This is a genomic window from Solwaraspora sp. WMMD792 (assembly GCF_029626105.1).
Classification (GTDB): Bacteria; Actinomycetota; Actinomycetes; order Mycobacteriales; family Micromonosporaceae; genus Micromonospora_E.
Map to the genome: position 1 here is coordinate 6,941,496 of NZ_JARUBH010000009.1, position 17,404 is coordinate 6,958,899.

Consider the following 17,404-nt stretch of genomic DNA (forward strand, 5'->3'; position numbering starts at 1 on the left):
CCGCCCACCCCACCCCCCACCCCGCCCGTTCCGGGTCTACCGGCATGCTGGCCCGGCTCAACGGCGCACACCACAAGCTGGCCCTGAACGGTTTCCTCGTCGTCGTGCTCGCGCACTGGGCCGAGCACCTGGTCCAGGCGTACCAGATCTGGGTGCTCGGCAACCCCCGGCCGCAGGCCCGTGGTGTGCTCGGCCAGTGGTTCCCCTGGCTGGTCAGTTCCGAGTGGCTGCACTACGGGTACGCGATCGTGATGCTCGTCTTCCTGTTCCTGCTCCGCCCCGGGTTCACCGGGCGGGCCCGGACCTGGTGGACGATCGCACTGGCCATCCAGTTCTGGCACCACATCGAACATCTGCTGCTGCTGATTCAGGCGCAGACCGGCACCATCTTCTTCGGTCAGCCGGTGGTGACCAGCGTGGTGCAGCTGATCGTGCCCCGCGTCGAGCTGCACCTGTTCTACAACTCGGTGGTCTTCATCCCGATGGTGGTCGCCATGTACCTGCACCTGCGCCCGAACGAGCGGGAGCGGGAGCAGATGAGGTGCAGCTGCGCCGGCCATCGGTCGGGAGTCCGACCGCTCGCCCCCCATGCGGCCTGACCCCCGCCCAGGCGTACCAGCCGGCACCTTCGGGCTGACCGGCATCGTCGCGGCGGCCGCCGTGGTGGCGGTGGCCGCGGTGGCCGGCGTCGCCGTGGTCGCCGCGGTGCTGCTGGCCACTCCCGGCAGCGCCCGTGCCGACGACGGCAGGCTGCTCCTGGCGGACCCACCGGTCGACGCGGCGCTCAGCGTCGCGCCGACCGGCGTGACCCTGTCCTTCACCGACACCGTGCAGCCGGAACTGTCCCACGTCGAGGTGTTCGACGGGGCCGGCGACGAGGTCACCGACGGCGACTACCGGCAGGTCGCGCCAGACCGGGTGCACCAGCCGGTGCAGATCGGTGCCGACGGTGACTACACGGTCGCGTACCACGTGACCTTTCCCGACGGTTCGGACGTGACAGACGTCTACCGGTTCAGCGTTGGCACCGGCGTGCCGCCGGCCGCGCTGGACGCCGCGACCCGCGAGGCCCGTACGGACGCGGTATCCGAACACGCGCACGAGATCGACGGATTCAGCGCGACCCTGCTGGTCATCGACGGGCTGGTGCTGTTCGTGGTGATCGCGCTGCTGTGGCTGCGCCCGCGCGACGGCCGGCCGACGTCACTGCGCTACCGCGATCCTGACTGACCGATCAGGCAGCGGGCGGAGCGCGCCGTCCGTCGCCGTGCCAGACCGACCGATCGGCGCCGGTGGGCGGACCCGCCGGCGCCGATCAGTCGTTGGTCATGGTCAGGTCAGGGGATAGGGAAGAACGCGCGGACGAACCGGTCCCAGTTGCGGTCACCGATCGTCGCCCGCATCCGGGTCAGCAGCCGGGCGGGTATCCCGAGCCGGTACCGGACGCGCGGGTTGGGGTGGGTGACCGCGGTCTCGATGACCTTGGCGACATGCTCGGCGCGGACCGCCATCTTGCCGCGCAGCGGCGGGTTGTCGCTGAGCCGGTATGCCTGGTGCCACTGTACGAAGTAGTCCCAGAAGTCCTTGTACAGCGCCGGGTTGCCGTGCGACTGCATGCCAAGGTCGGCGACGCTGTCCGGGACGAAGCCACCGAGGATCGGCGACGGCTCGATCAGCACCACCTTGATGTCGAACCGGGCCACCTCGTGCCGCAGCGAGTCGCCGATCGCCTCCAACGCGTGCTTGGTGGCCTGGTAGTAGCCCCGACCCGGCGTCGCGAACAGCCCGAAGATCGACGACATCAGCACCACCCGGCCGCCGCCCTGCTCCCGCATCCCGGGCAGGACCATCTGGGTGAGCCGGCACAGACCGAAGACGTTCGTCTCGAACTGGGCCCGCACCTCGTCCATCGGGGTCTCCCCGATGGTGCCGTTGAGGCTGTACGCCGCGTTGTTGATCAACGTACCGACCGCGCCGTGCTCATCGGTGATCCGTTTGACCGCGGCGGCCATCGACTCCTCGTCGGTGACGTCGAGATGCATCACGGTGATGCCCTCGGCGGCCAGATCGGCCAGCGCGTCGACGTTGCGGCCGGTGGCGTAGACCGGCCAGCCGGCCCGGTGCAGGCGCAGCGCGGCCGCCCGGCCCGAGCCGGATGACATGCCGGTGCCTGACGACGCACCGGTCAGCAGGATCGCGCGGGATCGTGTCACGACCGGACTCCTTTCCGACCGGAGGTCACTCGTCGCCCTGTCGGGCGATCCGGCTGCGGTCGGTCGACGTACCCAACCCGGTCGCGTCGACCAGCCGGTTGATGAAGGCGAACAGGCTGGCGCAGAAGACCGCCTCGAGCATCTCGGCGTCGCTCCAACCGGCGGCGGCGGCCCGTTCCCAGTCGGCGTCGGTGATCTTGTACGCGCCGGTGCTGACCTTCTCGACCAGCTTCATCAGCGGCCGAGTCCGCTCGTCGACCGGCAGTTCCTCCGCGGTCGAGGCGGTCGAGACGGCCTCGACCAGCTCCTCGCTGCCGCCGAACTCGCTGAGGAACCAGCTGTGCGTGCCCACACAGTACGGGCAGCCGTTCAGCTTGGATGTCCAGGCCGAGATCAACTCTTTGAGGTCGCGGGGCAGGGTGTCGCCCTTGAAGATCCCCCCGTAGCCAGCGACAACCACCTCGAGCAGCCGGGGATTGGTCGAGGTGAGCCGGAACATGTCCGGCACGAACGGCAGCCCGGTGACCGCCTTGATCTGCTCGTAGAGTTCGGCGGTGCGGCCTTCGGCGTGCTCCTCGTCAATCAGCGGGACCCGGATTCCCGGCTGCTTTGTCGTCGTTTCCATTGAGTGTTCTCCTCAGTGGGTGAGCGGGTGCCGGGCCTGCCCGTGCGTCAACTCTCCACACCAGACCCGAACCGGGGACGACACCTGCCGTGCCAGCCGCGACGGTGGCGCACGGCGGAGCAGGCAGCACCTGTGGCAACGGTCGACAGGCATTTTGGTCGCCTCATGATGGCACGTGTGGCAGGGCGCCGTGCTCTCCCAGATTGCCTAGTCGGGGCACCATTTTGAAGACCGGCGAAAGAGGGGCGCGATCTCCGATAGCTCTGGCTACGTGGCAGTATCAACCGATAGCCTGTCACCAATCAATTGGAACGGATGAGGTCATGATGCCGGGAAGTCTGATGCGTCCGGTGCTGAGCGGCCTGGGGCTGACTCAGATTCGCTACGTCTCCGCAGTGCGGCGAGGAAGGGCGAGTGGTCTCGTATCTCAGGTGTACCGACAGATGGAAGGCGACTTCGGGGTGCTCGCGCCGCCGGTGGCCCTGCACGCTGCGGCGCCCGAGATGCTCGCCGCGGCGTGGCTGGTGCTGCGCGAGACGTTGATCGTGCCCGGGCTGGCGTCCCGGGCGGCCAAGGAGGCGGTGGCCACCGCCGTTTCGGCCGGTAACGCCTGCCCGTACTGCGCGATGATCCACAACAGCGCGCTCACCGTGCTCGGTCCGGGCCGGCGCGACCAGCCCGCGACGAATGACCCGGAACTGGACGTCGTCGTCGAGTGGGTGATGTCGGTGGATAATCCGGGCAAGCCGGTCGATCCCCAGTTTCCGGACGAGCAGTTCGCCGACCTGGCCGGTGTGGCGGTGCTGTTGCACTACCTCAACCGGATGGTGAACGTGTTCCTCCGTGACGTACCGCTACCGCCCGGGGTGCCGGAGTTCACGCTGCCGCCGGTGCTGTGGATACTCGGTCGGCAGATGGCCGCGGCTGCCCGTCAGGCGCACGTACCCGGTGCCGCCCTCGGGCTGTTGCCCGCCGCCGATCTGCCCGCCGACCTGTCCTGGGCGGCCGGCAACGACACCGTCGCCCAGGCGTACGCACGGGCCTGCGCCGTGATCGACGACGCCGGCGCCCGCGCGCTGCCGGCGAACATCCGCGCCCTGGTGTCGGACAACCTTGCCCGGTGGCACGGCGGGCCACGCGGGATCAGCCGGGTCTGGGTCGAGGAGCTGATCGCGCCGTTGCCCGCCGACCAGCGGCCGGTGGCCCGGTTGGCGCTGCTGGTCGCCTTCGCCTCGTACCAGGTGGATCCCGCCGTCATCGAGCGCTGCCGACAGGTCGGCACCAGCGACCGTACGCTGGTCGAACTCTCCTCCTGGGCGGCGATGGCGGCGGCCCGCCGGGTGGGCAATTTGCTCCCGATGCGGGGGTAGGCGACATTCCGTTCGGACAGAAAGGGCATCGCCGAGTAATGCGGGTATCCGCTACGGATGGTGATCGACGCTCGGCCATTGATAGAGCAAGAACGTCGAAATTTGGCTGCACTTATTGTTCTCGATTTATGGTAGGGTCTTAACTCATCCAGACCGGTCAGGGCCTAGATGGTGGAGCGTTGTTCGACACTTTCCTGCCTCCCGTGAGCCGTCGCGCAGCCAAGCAGCGTGTTGGTGATTACCCTCAGTGCATCACTACCGTCGCCCCCAGCCAGGGTGGTGGCGGCACGGTGATGCGCCTGAGCTGGGACAATAGGTGTGTGTCGATGCTCCCGGAATCTGTAGTGGGTGACCAGCGCGCGAGCGCACTGTTCGAGAGGCGACCTCGTCGTCTACAGCCGAATGGAGTTGATCCGCAGTGCCTAACGCCGTCGAACGGGCTATTGCCATCATGTGGGACCGCTACCACGAGCCACTCTCACTCGACGCTATGGCCGATTCTGCCTTTCTGAGTCGTTTCTACTTTTCTAGATTGTTTCGGTCCAAGACGGGCACGTCGCCCGGCCGCTTCCTGACCGCGATCCGGCTGTACAAGGCGAAACACCTGTTGCTGGAGACCGACATGAGCGTGACCGACATCGCCTACGCCGTCGGCTACAACAGCCTGGGTACCTTCATCAGCCGGTTCACCCGCAGCGTCGGCATCTCACCGGCACGCTACCGGTGGCTCGCCGAGCACGGCATCCCACAGCTGTCCCAGCCCCGGTCGGCCGGCAGCCGGCGAGCCGCCACGATCAGCGGAAAGGTCGTGCTGCCGCCGATCGACGTCCCGGTCAAGGTCTACGTCGGAGTGTTCGACAGCCCGATCGTGCAAGGGCTGCCCGCGGCCTGCGACATCCTCGAGGCGTCCGGCGACTACCTGCTCACCGACGTCCCGGAAGGCGAATGGTACCTGCGGGCCGCCGCGATCGCGCTGGACGACATCAGCGCCCGCCCGTCGACCCGACGTCCGCTCGCGGTCGGCGCGCACGAGCCGCTGTCGGTGACGGTCGGCACCGATCTCACCGTCGACCTGGAGCTGCACGCCACCGGCGTCTTCGACCTGCCCATCCTGATCGCACTGCCCGAACTCGACGGACACGTGACCGGGTCTCGGGGCCGTCGGTCCCGCAGCCGTGACGAACGGCGCGTCGCCGGTCGGACCCGGGTGGTCGGCGCGATCCGATCGTGACCCGAGGGCCTGCCCTCGCCCGGCCGGCGGCACCTGCTGCCGGCCGGGCGACCGAGCGACGTCGATACGTGTGCTCCCCGACCGCCGGGGACGAGGGATCCTCAACGACGCCTCCGGTAAGTGCTTCCGAAGACGTGATGCCGCAGGTGCATCAATATGCACCTGCGGCATCAAGCTCAGTCAGGTACCTCGACCCGGCGAGGTGACACTGCGTCCACCGGCCGAGGCAACCGCCCCGGGCCAGGCAGCGACGTCTGGCGGTGACGTCAGCGGCCGGGGACGACGAACGGTCCCCAGGTGAACGCCGCGATCCACGGTGCCGGGTCGGCGCTCCAGCGCAGCGCGCGGATCCGTTCCTCGGTCAGCCGGCCGGACATCGCCTGGTAGACGTCGTGCCAGGAGCCGGCGACGGTGATCGCCGGCGCACCCTCGCCGACCGGCCACTGGCCGAGGTCGGTCTCGACCCGCAGGGCCGGCAGGCCACGGTTGCGGGTCGACAGCGAAAGTCCTTTCGCCAGGATGCCCATCGCCACCGGCAGCGCCGGGTGCTCCGGTGCCGGCGGATCCATCCCGAGCGCCTGGCGCAGATCCAGCTCGTGGGTGAACGCGTCCATCACGAGAATGCCCCGCCGGACGGAGAACGGCTCGCCGAGGAACTGCTCGACCGGCCCGCTCAACCGCGTCCAGTCGTCGAGGAGCTCGCCGATCCCGCCAGCCGGCAGCGGTGCGGTCGCGCGGTCCGCCGGCAGCAGCGAGAACTGGATGCCGGCCGGCGGCGGTCCGCCGCCGGTGCCTTCCGCCGCCGCCTCACCCGAGACGATCCGCTCATGCACCCGGGCACAGACCTGGACCAGGTGGCTGGCCAGGTCTGCGATGCTCCAGTCCGGGCAGCCGGGTACGGCTGCGGCCAGGTCCGGCGAACCGGCGGTGAGCAGCTCGGCCACGTTCCGGCGGACCTGCCGGTACCCGGCCGCGGCCGGTCCGGCCGGGGTCGGTCCGGCGCCCGAGGCATTCGACTCGGCGCGGACGGAGTCGCTTACGGACATGCTTGCCTCCCTGGTACGGCCGTGTCGCCACGGCGGATCACTGTCGGTCGGGCAATGGCTGTCCGGCCGGGTCGGTCGACGCCCGCCCGGCCTGTTCGGCAGAAAGCCGCCCGGTCCGGTGCAGCCAGCGCACCGTGTCGGCGACCGTCCGGTCGAACGGGCGGGCGGGCGGTCCGATCAACGGCGCGTCCTGCGGCGGGTGGGCCGCGCAGGCGCAGACGTAGCAGGCTCCGTACTCGGCCGGGATGTGCCACGGCCAGACCCGTTGCACCAGGTCGGTGAGCCGGGCGAACGGCAACATCGCCCGAGCCGGCAGGAACACCGTCGGCAGCCGTCGCCCGGTCACCGCACGGACGGTGGCCACGTAGTCGCGGGTGCTGACGTACCGTCCCGGCCCGAAGTGCCGGTCCAGGCCGTCGCTCGGCGCGGTGAGCAGCGCCGCGTGCAGGGCGGCGGTGTCGCGGACGTCGCCGACCGGGAAACCGCCGGTCGGCCAGACCGGCATCATGCCGCGCAGCACGTACCGCAGCCGGGCGGTCTGGTCGCCGATCTTCGGGTCGTCCGGACCGAGCAGCGCCGGGGGATAGCTGATCACCACCGGCGCGCCCTGCTCCTGGTGCCGGCGGGCGATCCGTTCCGCCGCCGCCTTGCTGGCCAGGTAGGTCTCGCTGGCGGTGCCGACCGGCGAGCGCGGGCCGAGCGGCGAGCGCGCGCCGAGCGGTGAGCCGCCTGCCGGCAGCAAAGCACCCACTGTGGACACGTACACCGTGCGGGCCACCCCATGGTCACGCGCCGCCGCCAGCACCAGTTCGGTGCCGCGTACGTTGGTCCGCCGGGTAGCGGCGTGCCGCCGGCTGTCGAACGAGTAGACCGAGGCGGCGTGCACCACCGCGTCGGTGCCCCGGACCGCCCGGTCGACCGCGGCCGGGTCGGTGACGTCACCGACCACCACGTCGACCGCCGTGTCGGGCACTCCCAGCGGTGCCACCGCCCGGGCCACCCCGGCGACGTCGCGGGCCAGTACCCGGACCTGGTGGCCGGCGGCCAGGATGGCCGCGACCGTGTGCGCGCCGACGAATCCGGTGCCACCGGTGACCAGGACCAGCATCGGTCTCCTCCATTTCTGGAATCCACCCATGCGCCATGGTCGGATATCGTGCGCCGACCGGGCCGATAACGGCGCCTGGGCAAAACAAATCTCCCGTACCGGCGTGGAGTGCCCGCACAGGTCGTCGCTCGGTGTGTCGTACAACAATTTCGTTGGTGTCGGTCCGGTCCGATCGTGCCCCGGCGAGCGACGGTGGTCTTCTCTCATCGTGCCGTTGTTGACGCTACTTAGCCGCAGGTCACAGGGCAATCGGGAAGTGGCGCCCGCACTGCCGCGCCGGCACGATCAATGATGATGCTTGTCTGATCTGGATGAATGGGAGCGATAGGTGACCGGAATCATCCGAGGACTCCGGCAACGGGTCCTGACCCCTGACATTTCGCAGACCCGGGTATCCGTTCGCGGCTTCCACGACAAAGGGCCGGAAGCAGTTGAGGTCCTGGAATCCGTCGGTGCCGCGTTCCTCGCCGGGCTCTCCTCGGCCGCCGGCGCCCGGCGGGTCACCGACGTCGACACCGACCTCGCTCCGTTGCCGACCCGCTTCCAGGGGTTCGCCTACGAGGGCGCGGCGATGGGCTTCGCCCTGGTCGACGCGATCACCCCGGGGAAACCCCGGCGCAGCGCCGAGTTCCTCGCCGGGACCGGCGACCGGCACGTCTACATGGCGTACGTCGGCATCGGCTGGGCGATGGCCCGGCTGCCCCGGTTCCTCTGGGGCCGGGCCAGCGCCGCCGCCACCGACCCGTTGCTGCGCTGGCTGGTGCTCGACGGGTACGGCTTTCACCAGGCGTACTTCCACACCACCGAGTACGTCGTCAACCGGCGGACGGTACGCGGCTTCCCCTGGCCGGCGGAAGGCCCGACGTGGTACGCCGACCGCGTCGTGGACCAGGGCATCGGCCGGGCCATCTGGTTCGTCGCCGGCTCCGACCCGACGCGCGCCGCGGACCTGATCGACGCGTTCCCGGTCGCCCGGCACCAGGACCTGTACAGCGGTGCCGGCCTGGCCGCTACGTACGCCGGTGGCGCCACCGAGGCGGAGCTCGCCCTCTTCCTGCGCCGCTCCGGTGACCATGCCCCGTTCGTCGCCCAGGCGAGCGCGTTCGCGGCCCAGGCCCGGATCCGTGCCGGGCTGCTGACGCCGCACACCGAGCTGGGCACCGAGGTGTTCTGCCGGACCAGCGCGGCCGAGGCGGCCAAGATCACCGACGAGGAGATCCCGCCCGTCGCGGCGGAGTCCGACCTGCCGGCGTACGAGGTGTGGCGGTGCGCCGTCGCCGCACGCTTCCGCGCCGACGTCGGGGCGCAACCGTGACCGCGCTCGCCGACCAACCCAGCCGGTTGCGTCCCCCCGGGCCGTCACCCTGGTCGGCACCGGCCCTCCTGGCCCGGATGGCCCGCAACCGGCTGGACGTGATGCGGTCGGTGTCGGCCCGCTACGGCGACGCCGTCCGGCTGCCACTGGGGCCGAAGACGCTGTACTTCTTCAACCACCCCGACCACGCCAAGCACGTGCTCGCCGAGAACCCGGGCAACTACCACAAGGGGATCGGGCTGGTCCACGCCCGCCGTACCCTCGGCGACGGCCTGCTCACCAGCGAGGGTGAGCTGTGGCGCAAACAGCGCAAGACGATCCAGCCGGTGTTCCAGGCCCGGCGCATCGCCCGGCAGGCCGGCGCGATCGCCGAGGAGGCGGTCGGTCTGGCCGACCGACTGCACACCATGGTCGGCCGCGACGAACCGGTCGACATCCGGCACGAGATGACCGACCTGACCCTCGGGGTGCTGGGGCGGACACTGCTCGACACCGACCTGGGTGAGTTCGGCGGCATCGGCGACGCGTTCGAAGCCGTCCAGGACCAGGCCATCTTCGAGATGATGTCGCTGGGCGCGGTGCCGACCTGGGTGCCGTTGCCCCGGCAGCGGCGGTTCCGCCGGGCCCGCGCCGAGCTGCAGGACGTCGTCGATCAGCTGGTCGCCCGGCGCCGCGCGGCCGGCGGCATCGCCGAACGCGACGACGTGGTGTCCCGGCTGATCGGATCGACCAGCGAGGAGACCGATCCGCAGGTCGCCCGGCAGCGGATGCGCGACGAGCTGGTGACCCTGCTGCTGGCCGGCCACGAGACCACCGCCAGCACCCTGACCTGGGCGTTCCATCTGCTCGACCGACACCACGACGTCTGGGAGCGGGTGCACGCCGAAGCGGTCGAGGTGCTCGGCGACCGGACACCGGTCTACGAGGATCTGCACCGGCTGCGGTACACCGCGATGGTCGTCGACGAGGTGATGCGGCTCTACCCACCGGTCTGGCTGCTGCCCCGGATCGCCCAGGGCGACGACGTGGTGGGCGGCTACCACGTGCCGGCCGGCGCTGACCTGGTGCTCTGCCCGTACACCCTGCACCGGCATCCGGAGTTCTGGCCGCATCCGGACCGGTTCGACCCGGACCGGTTCGACCCCGACCGCGGCACCGACCGGCCCCGGTACGCGTACATCCCGTTCGGTGCCGGTCCGCGCTTCTGCGTCGGCAACAACCTGGGGCTGATGGAGGCGGTGTTCGTGATCGCCTGCGTGGCGCGCCGGCTGCGGATGTCGGTGCAGCCCGGCTACCGCCTGGTCCCCGAACCGATGCTGACTCTGCGGGTCCGGGGCGGCCTGCCGATGCGGGTCCACGAGGCCTGACCGGGCCGCCCACCTGACGCAGCCGGCGCTCGCACCTGCGAGCGCCGGCTGCGTCGTGTCCGGCCGGCGACGGGCACCCGATCTCCGGTGTGGACCCGGGCCGCATCGAAGAACGGGGTCGCATCGAAGGACCGGGCTGCAACGAAGGACCGGGCGGTCCCGCTGTGCGCGGGACCGCCCGGTCGGGTGGCGGGTCGGGTCAGCCTCGGCCGGCGACCTCGACGAACCGGCCACCGTGGAACAGCAGCGCGTCGTGGCCGTCACCGCGGCCGGTGCCGAGCACCGAACCGAGGAAGATGGAGTGGTCGCCGCCGTCGTAGACGGCGGCCAGCTTGCACTCCACCCAGGCCAGGCTGCCGGAGATGATCGGGGCGCCGGTGTGCCGCCCCGCCCAGTGGTCGACCGTCTCGAACTCCCGCTCGTCACGCGGCCGCGACGAGCTGGCGAAGTAGCGGGCCAGCCCTTCCTGGTCGGCGCCGAGGATCGACACCGCGAAGGTGCCCTGGGCCAGGACCGTCGCGTGCAGCACCGCGGTGCGCTTGACACACACCAGCACCAACGCCGGCTCCAGCGACACCGAGGAGAACGCGTTCGCGGTCATCCCGTGCGGCAGGTCGGTCCCGGACGTCACCAGGGTGACGCCGGTGGCGAACATGCCCATCACGGTGCGCAGCTCGGCGTGGTCACCCCTGCCCGTACCGTTGGATCCGGCCGCCCCGACCGTACCGTTGGAACCGGCCGTTGCGACGCCCGGCACGGTCTGCTTGTCGGTAGCCACGGTCAGCCCTCCCTGACGTCTTCGAGCACCCGGCGCTGCCCGTTGCCGTTGCCGTTACCACTGGCGACGGCGTAGTGCGACAGCGCGATCCGCAGCGGGTCCGGCACCCGGGCCGGGCGGGTGTCGGTGTTCGGCCCGCGCATGCACGCGATCCGCTGCCGGCCGCGGGCGACCAGCTCCTCGAACCCGTCCCGCAGCCGGACGTAGTCGAACGCGAAGCCGATCTGGGTCTGGGTCAGATCCTCCAACCGCATCCGGATCGACAGCTCGTCGAAGGCGCTGATCTCGGCGAAGAACTCACACTCGCACTTGAGGGTGAACAGCTTGAGATCGTCGCGGATGTCGGCCAGCACCTCCGGCGCGCGGTCCCGGAGGAACATCTCCCGGCACCGGCCCTGCCAGCGTAGATAGTTGACGTAGTAGACGTTGCCCACCAGGTTGGTTTCCTCGAAACCCACCAGGTGCCGGTACTCGTAGTAGGACTCCATGACTCACCTGCCTCCGTCGGCGGACATCGCGAAGACCACCGGGTCGTCGACGCCCTGCAGCGCGGTGGTGAAGGTGACGATCCGGGTGGTTCCGGACCGCAACGCCACCCAGCCAGCCGGTGCGTTCGGCTCAGCGGCCAGGTCGACCCGCGCGTGGCCGTTCTTGCGCAGACACTCGATGGCGCCCCACACCCGGGTCGCCGACACCGACAACTCCTCGCCGTGCTCCCGGGCGACCAGCCTGGCCAGCGCCAGGTTCTCCGCGCCGAGCAGGTCGGCCCACTCCTCGTCGGTGCGGCCGGCGGCCACCTCGACGTCGCAGCCGACCGCCGCCGGGCCGGTGACCGCCACGGTCACCCCGGCGCCGTGCGACGCCGAGATCTGCGGCCCGCCGGTGACCTCCGGTTTTCCGTCCGGCCGGTAGCGCACCTGCGTGTCGCCGCCCAGCGCCCAGCTGACCGCCTTGCGGGTCTGCTCCCGCCGGTCGGCCACCTCGGTCGCCTGCGGGTCGTCCGGGCGGACCACCACCCGCAGGTCGGTCGGCAGGAACGCGCCGACCCGCCGCTCCAGGTAGGGCCCGACCAGCGCCGGCAGCCACGGACCGGAACCGTCCAGTTTGCGTACGGCGTGCAGCCGCAACCCCACCCACCGCTCGACGAGGTTGCCGTCCGGGTCACAGACGTCCACGTCGTACAGGTAGGTGTCGCCCTCCCGGGACCGCTCCAGCGCGTGGATGGTGACGGCGTCCAGGGTGGCGGCGACCTTCGCGTCGGCCAGGTGCAGCCGTTCGATCGCCCCCGGCAGCAGCGTGGCGTCCGGTACGCAGCACTGCAGGGCGTGCATCACCGTGTCCCGGGTGCCGGGGTCACCGAGCACCAGCTCACCCGGCCGGAACCGGGCGAACCACGGCGCCACCGACCGGTTCGACACCCGCGCCACGCAGCTGGTGGCGGCCAGATCCAGATAGCCCTGCAGCCGCTGGAACCGCGACCCCTGGAACAGCACCGGCCCGTACAGCTCGTTGGCCGGGTCGATGGGCAGCAGCTCGGTGGCCGCGGGCGCCGGCCGTACCTCGGGACGGGCCGGCAGGTCGTAGCGCAGCCGGGCCCGGAAATGGTCGGCCGCGAACCCGGTGTCGCTGCTGCGGACCACCGCGTCGACGGCACCGTCCGGCGCGGCGAGCACCGCGATCCGGATGGTATTGCTGCCGTCGGGCGGTACCACGATCGGCCGGAGCAGTTCGACGTTCTCCAGTACCGGCGTCTCGATCCGCCCGGTCAGCGCCCGCGCCGCCTGGGCCATCGCCTCCATGCCGAGCACCGCCGGCAGCAGCAGGTCCCCGTCGAGCAGGTGGTCCGGCAGGTAGAGGTCGTCGTCGGCGGTCAGGTCGGCGTCGACGATCAGCTCGACGCCCGGGTAGTGCACCTGCGGCCGGTCGACGAAGCGCAGCAGCGGCAGCTCCCGCCGCTCCATGGTGACCGTCGGCAGCCCGTCGGAGCGGCTCATCACCACCATCGCCTGCGGCGCGGACGGGCTGGCCAGCACCTCCTTGAGGATCGCGATGCCGTCCTCGACCGGGATCGGGGCGATGCCGTCGCGGGTCAGCGACTCCAGCACCCCGAGCCGTTCACCCATACCGGCACCCGACCACACCGACCACTCCAGGGCGAGGCAGCGGATGTGCGGGTGGTCCTCGCCGACCTTGCGGGTCAGGTCGGTCATCCAGTCGTTCGCGGTGGCATAGTGCGCCTCGCCGCGCAGACCGGCCCGACCGATGATGCTGCCGAAGGTGATCAGCAGCCGCAGCGCCTGCGGGTCGGTAGCGGCGAGCACCGCGTCCAGGCCGTCGATCTTCGGAGCCAGGGTACGGCGGAAAGCGGCCTCGTCGAGCGCGGCCAACGGTGTCGGTTCGTTGCGTCCGGCGCCGTGCAGCACCCCGGTGACCTGGCCGAGCGCCTGCTCGACGGCGTTCACCGCCGCCTTCACCTGGTCCACCGCGGTGATGTCGGCCCGGGCGTAGTGGAACCGGACACCAGCGGCCCGCAACCGGTCCAGGTTGGCGGCCAGTTCGGCGTCGTCGGCCGGGTCGGAGCGGCCGAGCAGACCGACGGCGGTGCCGGTGTCCCGGCCCAGCGCCAACGCGCACTCGGCGGTGATGCCCTTGCCGCCGCCGGTGACCAGCAGCACGTCGTCCGGGCCGATCCCGGCGCCGCCGTTGGGCGGCAGCTGGATCGGCCGCAGCACCGGCTCGTACCGCTCACCGGCGGCGTCGTAGTGGACCTCGCTGAATCCGGTCGTCGCACCGACGTCGGCGACGAGCCGGCGCACCACCTCGTCGAGTCCCTCGTCGCGGGCCGCCGGATCGTCGTCGGCCGCCGGGTACTCCGGCAACGGCAGCAGCACCACCGTGGTGTCGATCTCCGGATGCTCCTGGTGCAGCGTCTTGGCCAGACCGGCGGCGGACCGCCGGTCACCGACCGCGACGAACCGGACCGGCCCGCCGGCGGACAGCGCCGCGCGGGCGGCCCGCAGCAGCACCGGGACGTGCTCCGGCTGACCGTCGCGGGGCAGACAGAGCAGCACCCCGTCGCCAACTCCGGCCGTCCGTAGCGCCGCCGCCAGCGGCTCGGCGAACGGATTGTGGCCGGCGGTGAAGACCTGCCAGTCACCGTCGACACCCGACCCGGCGGACGGGGCAGGCGAGGTCGGCACCAGGTCCACGGCGAACGCCCGGACCCAGGGGGCCACTCCGGCGACGACCGGCTCCGCGTCGTCGCCGGCCGGTGCGGCACCGGCGGCGTCGTCGAGGATCTGCGCGATCTCGGCCACCGTCGCGGTGGCGTAGCTGGAGGTCAGCGTCGGCGCCGGAACGTCGAGCTCGCGGGCCGCCTGGTTGACGATCTGGCCCACGGTGATCGAGCTCAGATGCAGCTCGTCAAGGGGCCGGCTGTCCGGGCGTACCGCCTCCAGCGGCAGCTCGGCCCGTTCGGCGGCGAGCCGACGGAGCACCTCGAGACTGTCGGCACCGGAGCGCCCCGCCGCTTGGTCCCGGGAGCTGTTCGCGGATCCCGGGGCGTGATCGGCCGGCTGGGCTCCGGCCTGCCGGGCGACGGCGAAGTCGCCGGCCGGGGCCGACTCGGCCGGGCTGGCGAGGAAGCGCAGCGGCCGACCGGGTTCCAGCGGTCGGGTGAACCGGCCCTGAAACAACGCATCGTGGTCGATCGAAGCGCCCAGTGCGTACGCCGCCCCGACGGCGTTGAGCAGCCCGGACAGCGACAGGCTGTCGGTTTCCAGCGAGATCGTCGGCACGTCCGGGGCGATCTCACCGGCCAGGCCCCGCAGGATCCGACCCGGGCCGACCTCCAGCAGCAGGTCACTGCTCTGCGCCAGCCGGCTCACCGCCTGGGTGAACCGCACCGGGTCGAGCACCTGCCGGCGCAGCAGGTCGACGACGTCGGTGTCGGCCGGCAGCGGCTCACCGGTGACAGTGGAGACCATCGACCTGGCCAGCGGGGTGAACGACTGACCGGCCAGGTGCTCGCCGAACGCCACCGCGGCCGGGGCGACCGCCTCGGAGTGGAAGGCGTGCGACACGGCGATCCGGGTCCAGAACAGGCCCTGTCGTTGCGCCCGGGCACCGACCTCCTCGACCGCGGCGACCGGGCCGGAGACCACGGTCTGCTGCGGACTGTTGTAGCCGGCGATCACCGCCGCCGTACCGGACAGCAGCGGCTGCACCACCTCGGGCGCGGCGGAGATGCTGGCCATGGTGCCGTCACCGGCGCTGGCGTCGGCCATGATCCGGCCCCGGGCGGCGGCCGTGGCGAGCAGCGTCGGCTCGTCCATCGCCCCGGCCCAGTGCAGCGCGGTCAGTTCACCGAGGCTGTGCCCGGCGGCGCCGGTGGCCTCGATGCCCACCATGGACAGCACCCGCAGCCCGGCGACCGATCCGGTGACGATCCGTGGCTGGGCGACCGCCGTGGCCACCAGGTCGGTGCCGGCCGGCGGCTGGTACGTCCGGTACAGCGCGTCGACGTCGGCGAACCGGCGACGCAGTGCGCCACCGTCGGCCCGCCGGCCGGCACCCTGCCCGGGGAACAGGTACCCGATGCGCGGGTTGCCGCCGGCGGCGCCGAGGAACACGCCGTCGGTGGCGTCGATCACCGTACGTTCGCCAGCGGCGACCGCCTCTGCCAGCCGGCTGAGCCGGGCGGCGGCCTGCTCCGGGGAGCCGGCGACGACCGCGGCCCGGACCGGCTGGCCGGCCAGCTGCCCGGCCAGCGCGGCGGCCAGGTCGCCGAGCTCGGCGTAGGACAGCCGGGCCACCCACGGGGCCAGCCCGCCGAGCCGTTCGCCGAGCTCCTGTGGGCTCCGGGCGTCGAACAGCAGCAGTTCGGTGTCCTGCCGGGACCGCACCAGCGCCGTCGTCGCGGTGCCGACCCGGGTCCGCCGACTGGTCTCGGCGGTCTCCACCACCACGTGGGCGTTGATCCCGCCGAAGCCCATCGACGAGACCGCGGCCCGGATCGGCTTGTCCGCCGGCCACAGCTCGGCGCTGTCCGGCACCCGCAGCGCGGGCTGCTCGACGTCGAGTTCCGGGTGGGTCTCGACGTGTCCGGTTGCCGGCGGGATCACCTGCTGGCGGACCGCCAGGATCGCCTTGAGTAGACCGGCGACCCCGGCGGCGGCCTTGGTGTGGCCGAAGTTGCCCTTGACCGTACTGATCGCGGCCGGCTCGGCCTCCGGCGCCGCCTCCCGGCGGGCCTCGGTGAACGCGCGCAACTCGGTGGCGTCGCCGACGGCCGTCCCGGTGCCGTGCCCCTCCAGGTAGGCGACCGAGTCGATGCCGAAGCCGGCCCGCTGGTACGCCCGCCGGATGGCCAGCCGGTGGCCGCTGGCCTCCGGCCGGGTGATGCCGCCCTTGCCGTCGGAGGAGTAGCCCCAGCCGGCGATGACCGCGTGCCGCCGCAGCCCCCGGGCGATGGCGTCCTCGTCGCGCATCAGCACCAGCATGCCGCAGCCCTCACCGGGCCAGAAGCCGTTGGAGTTGCGGTCGTACACCCGCATCTCGGCGGTGGCCAGCGCGCCGGTCTTGGCGAACCCGATCACTTCGAACGGGTCGATGCTCAGGTCCACCCCGCCGGCGATCGCCGCGTCCAGTTCGCCGTTGCTCAGCGCGTTGCAGGCGGTGGCCACCGACAGCAGCGACGACGAGCAGGCACCGTCGACGGTGTACCCGCCGCCCTTGAAGTCGAAGTGGTTGCAGATCCGCCCGGCGATGGTGTTGGCCAGCCCACCGGCGAGGGTGTCCTCGTCGATCGGCGGGAACGGCGCCTTGTAGCGCGGCTCCAGGTCGTCCAGGAAGGCGGTCACCGCGGTGTCGTCCCAGCCCTGCTCGCGCAGGGCCGCGCCGACCGTGCGTCGCACGTACGGCCAGCGCAGCCGCAGCAGGTTCGCCCGGCTGAACTCACCGGTCAGGGTGTTGCCGATGACCACGCCGGTGCTGGCCGCCGGCAGCCCTTCACCGTCGGCGAAGCCGGCGTCGGCCAGCGCCCGGGCGACGGTGTCCAGGGCCAGCCAGTGGGTCATGTCGGTGGACCGGAACGTGCTGCCGGCGATCCGGTACTTGACCCGGTCGAACTCGAACCCCTCCAGCACCGCCGCCTTGGCCGAGTAGAACCGGTCCGGTGCGGCCGGGTCGGGGGAGTAGTAGTCCTCGTGGTTCATCCGCTCGTCCGGCAGCCGGCGGAAGGCCCGGCGGCCGGTGAGTACGTTCTCCCACAGTTGGTTGGGGGAGTCGGCGTCGGGATACCGGCAGGCGATCCCGACCACCGCGATACGGTCAGTCATCAGATACCTTTCC

General features: G+C 71.5%; 13 protein-coding genes. 6 read left to right on the forward strand and 7 right to left on the reverse strand.

What is annotated here, in order from left to right; translation table 11 throughout:
- Positions 1-44: 44 nt before the first annotated feature.
- On the forward strand, positions 45-599 hold the full coding sequence (locus tag O7629_RS32280; protein ID WP_278174792.1) for a hypothetical protein: 555 nt from the start codon (positions 45-47) through the stop codon (positions 597-599).
- Entirely contained in the window at positions 589-1,230 is a 642-nt protein-coding gene (locus tag O7629_RS32285; RefSeq protein ID WP_278174076.1) for a copper resistance CopC family protein, read from the forward strand. Before O7629_RS32280 ends, O7629_RS32285 begins: the two co-directional genes overlap by 11 nt.
- Positions 1,231-1,337: 107 nt before the next feature.
- On the opposite strand, the gene O7629_RS32290 is transcribed toward O7629_RS32285, so the two are convergent.
- Together O7629_RS32290 and O7629_RS32295 are read right to left on the reverse strand one after the other, a co-directional pair.
- Positions 1,338-2,213, reverse strand: coding sequence for an SDR family NAD(P)-dependent oxidoreductase (locus O7629_RS32290; RefSeq protein ID WP_278174078.1), 876 nt, complete (start codon positions 2,211-2,213; stop codon positions 1,338-1,340).
- Positions 2,214-2,238: 25 nt separating this feature from the next.
- Positions 2,239-2,838 (reverse strand): carboxymuconolactone decarboxylase family protein, encoded by a 600-nt coding sequence (locus O7629_RS32295; RefSeq protein ID WP_278174080.1) that lies wholly within the window; start codon positions 2,836-2,838, stop codon positions 2,239-2,241.
- A 443-nt stretch (positions 2,839-3,281) separates the two neighbouring features.
- Between O7629_RS32295 and O7629_RS32300 the strand changes: the two genes are divergently transcribed.
- Both O7629_RS32300 and O7629_RS32305 read left to right on the forward strand, forming a co-directional pair.
- On the forward strand, positions 3,282-4,208 hold the full coding sequence (locus O7629_RS32300) for a carboxymuconolactone decarboxylase family protein (RefSeq protein ID WP_278174081.1): 927 nt from the start codon (positions 3,282-3,284) through the stop codon (positions 4,206-4,208).
- 418 nt (positions 4,209-4,626) lie between these two features.
- On the forward strand, positions 4,627-5,439 hold the full coding sequence (locus O7629_RS32305; protein WP_278174082.1) for a helix-turn-helix transcriptional regulator: 813 nt from the start codon (positions 4,627-4,629) through the stop codon (positions 5,437-5,439).
- Positions 5,440-5,705: 266 nt separating this feature from the next.
- Here the strand turns inward: O7629_RS32305 and O7629_RS32310 are convergent, their stop codons facing one another.
- Together O7629_RS32310 and O7629_RS32315 are read right to left on the reverse strand one after the other, a co-directional pair.
- The gene (locus O7629_RS32310; RefSeq protein ID WP_278174083.1) at positions 5,706-6,485 is read right to left on the reverse strand and encodes a maleylpyruvate isomerase family mycothiol-dependent enzyme; all 780 of its coding nucleotides are present in this window, start codon (positions 6,483-6,485) and stop codon (positions 5,706-5,708) included.
- A 37-nt stretch (positions 6,486-6,522) separates the two neighbouring features.
- Complete coding sequence (locus O7629_RS32315) at positions 6,523-7,593, reverse strand: NAD-dependent epimerase/dehydratase family protein (protein ID WP_278174084.1); 1,071 nt, start codon at positions 7,591-7,593, stop codon at positions 6,523-6,525.
- A 328-nt stretch (positions 7,594-7,921) separates the two neighbouring features.
- Between O7629_RS32315 and O7629_RS32320 the strand changes: the two genes are divergently transcribed.
- Complete coding sequence (locus O7629_RS32320; RefSeq protein WP_278174086.1) at positions 7,922-8,908, forward strand: DUF1702 family protein; 987 nt, start codon at positions 7,922-7,924, stop codon at positions 8,906-8,908.
- A complete protein-coding gene (locus tag O7629_RS32325; protein ID WP_278174087.1) occupies positions 8,905-10,275 on the forward strand; it encodes a cytochrome P450 in 1,371 nt (456 codons plus the stop codon). The genes O7629_RS32320 and O7629_RS32325 overlap by 4 nt, the downstream gene beginning before the upstream one ends.
- A 199-nt stretch (positions 10,276-10,474) precedes the next feature.
- On the opposite strand, the gene O7629_RS32330 is transcribed toward O7629_RS32325, so the two are convergent.
- Genes O7629_RS32330 through O7629_RS32340 form a run of 3 tightly spaced genes read right to left on the reverse strand, consistent with a single transcriptional unit; the run spans position 10,475 to position 17,391 of the window.
- Positions 10,475-11,053: a flavin reductase family protein gene (locus O7629_RS32330; protein WP_278174088.1), complete on the reverse strand. Its 579-nt coding sequence runs from the start codon at positions 11,051-11,053 to the stop codon at positions 10,475-10,477.
- 2 nt (positions 11,054-11,055) lie between these two features.
- Complete coding sequence (locus O7629_RS32335) at positions 11,056-11,541, reverse strand: acyl-CoA thioesterase (RefSeq protein ID WP_278174090.1); 486 nt, start codon at positions 11,539-11,541, stop codon at positions 11,056-11,058.
- Positions 11,542-11,544: 3 nt separating this feature from the next.
- A complete protein-coding gene (locus O7629_RS32340) occupies positions 11,545-17,391 on the reverse strand; it encodes a type I polyketide synthase (RefSeq protein ID WP_278174091.1) in 5,847 nt (1,948 codons plus the stop codon).
- Positions 17,392-17,404: the final 13 nt, after the last annotated feature.

What these genes read in the sequence shown, in the direction of transcription:
- O7629_RS32335 (WP_278174090.1), bottom strand. Translation starts at nt 11,541, where the DNA reads ATGGAGTCCTACTACGAGTACCGGCACCTGGTGGGTTTCGAGGAAACC.
- O7629_RS32295 (WP_278174080.1), bottom strand. Translation starts at nt 2,838, where the DNA reads ATGGAAACGACGACAAAGCAGCCGGGAATCCGGGTCCCGCTGATTGAC.
- O7629_RS32300 (WP_278174081.1), top strand. Translation starts at nt 3,282, where the DNA reads ATGGAAGGCGACTTCGGGGTGCTCGCGCCGCCGGTGGCCCTGCACGCT.
- O7629_RS32315 (WP_278174084.1), bottom strand. Translation starts at nt 7,593, where the DNA reads ATGCTGGTCCTGGTCACCGGTGGCACCGGATTCGTCGGCGCGCACACG.
- O7629_RS32310 (WP_278174083.1), bottom strand. Translation starts at nt 6,485, where the DNA reads ATGTCCGTAAGCGACTCCGTCCGCGCCGAGTCGAATGCCTCGGGCGCC.
- O7629_RS32340 (WP_278174091.1), bottom strand. Translation starts at nt 17,391, where the DNA reads ATGACTGACCGTATCGCGGTGGTCGGGATCGCCTGCCGGTATCCCGAC.
- O7629_RS32280 (WP_278174792.1), top strand. Translation starts at nt 45, where the DNA reads ATGCTGGCCCGGCTCAACGGCGCACACCACAAGCTGGCCCTGAACGGT.
- O7629_RS32285 (WP_278174076.1), top strand. Translation starts at nt 589, where the DNA reads ATGCGGCCTGACCCCCGCCCAGGCGTACCAGCCGGCACCTTCGGGCTG.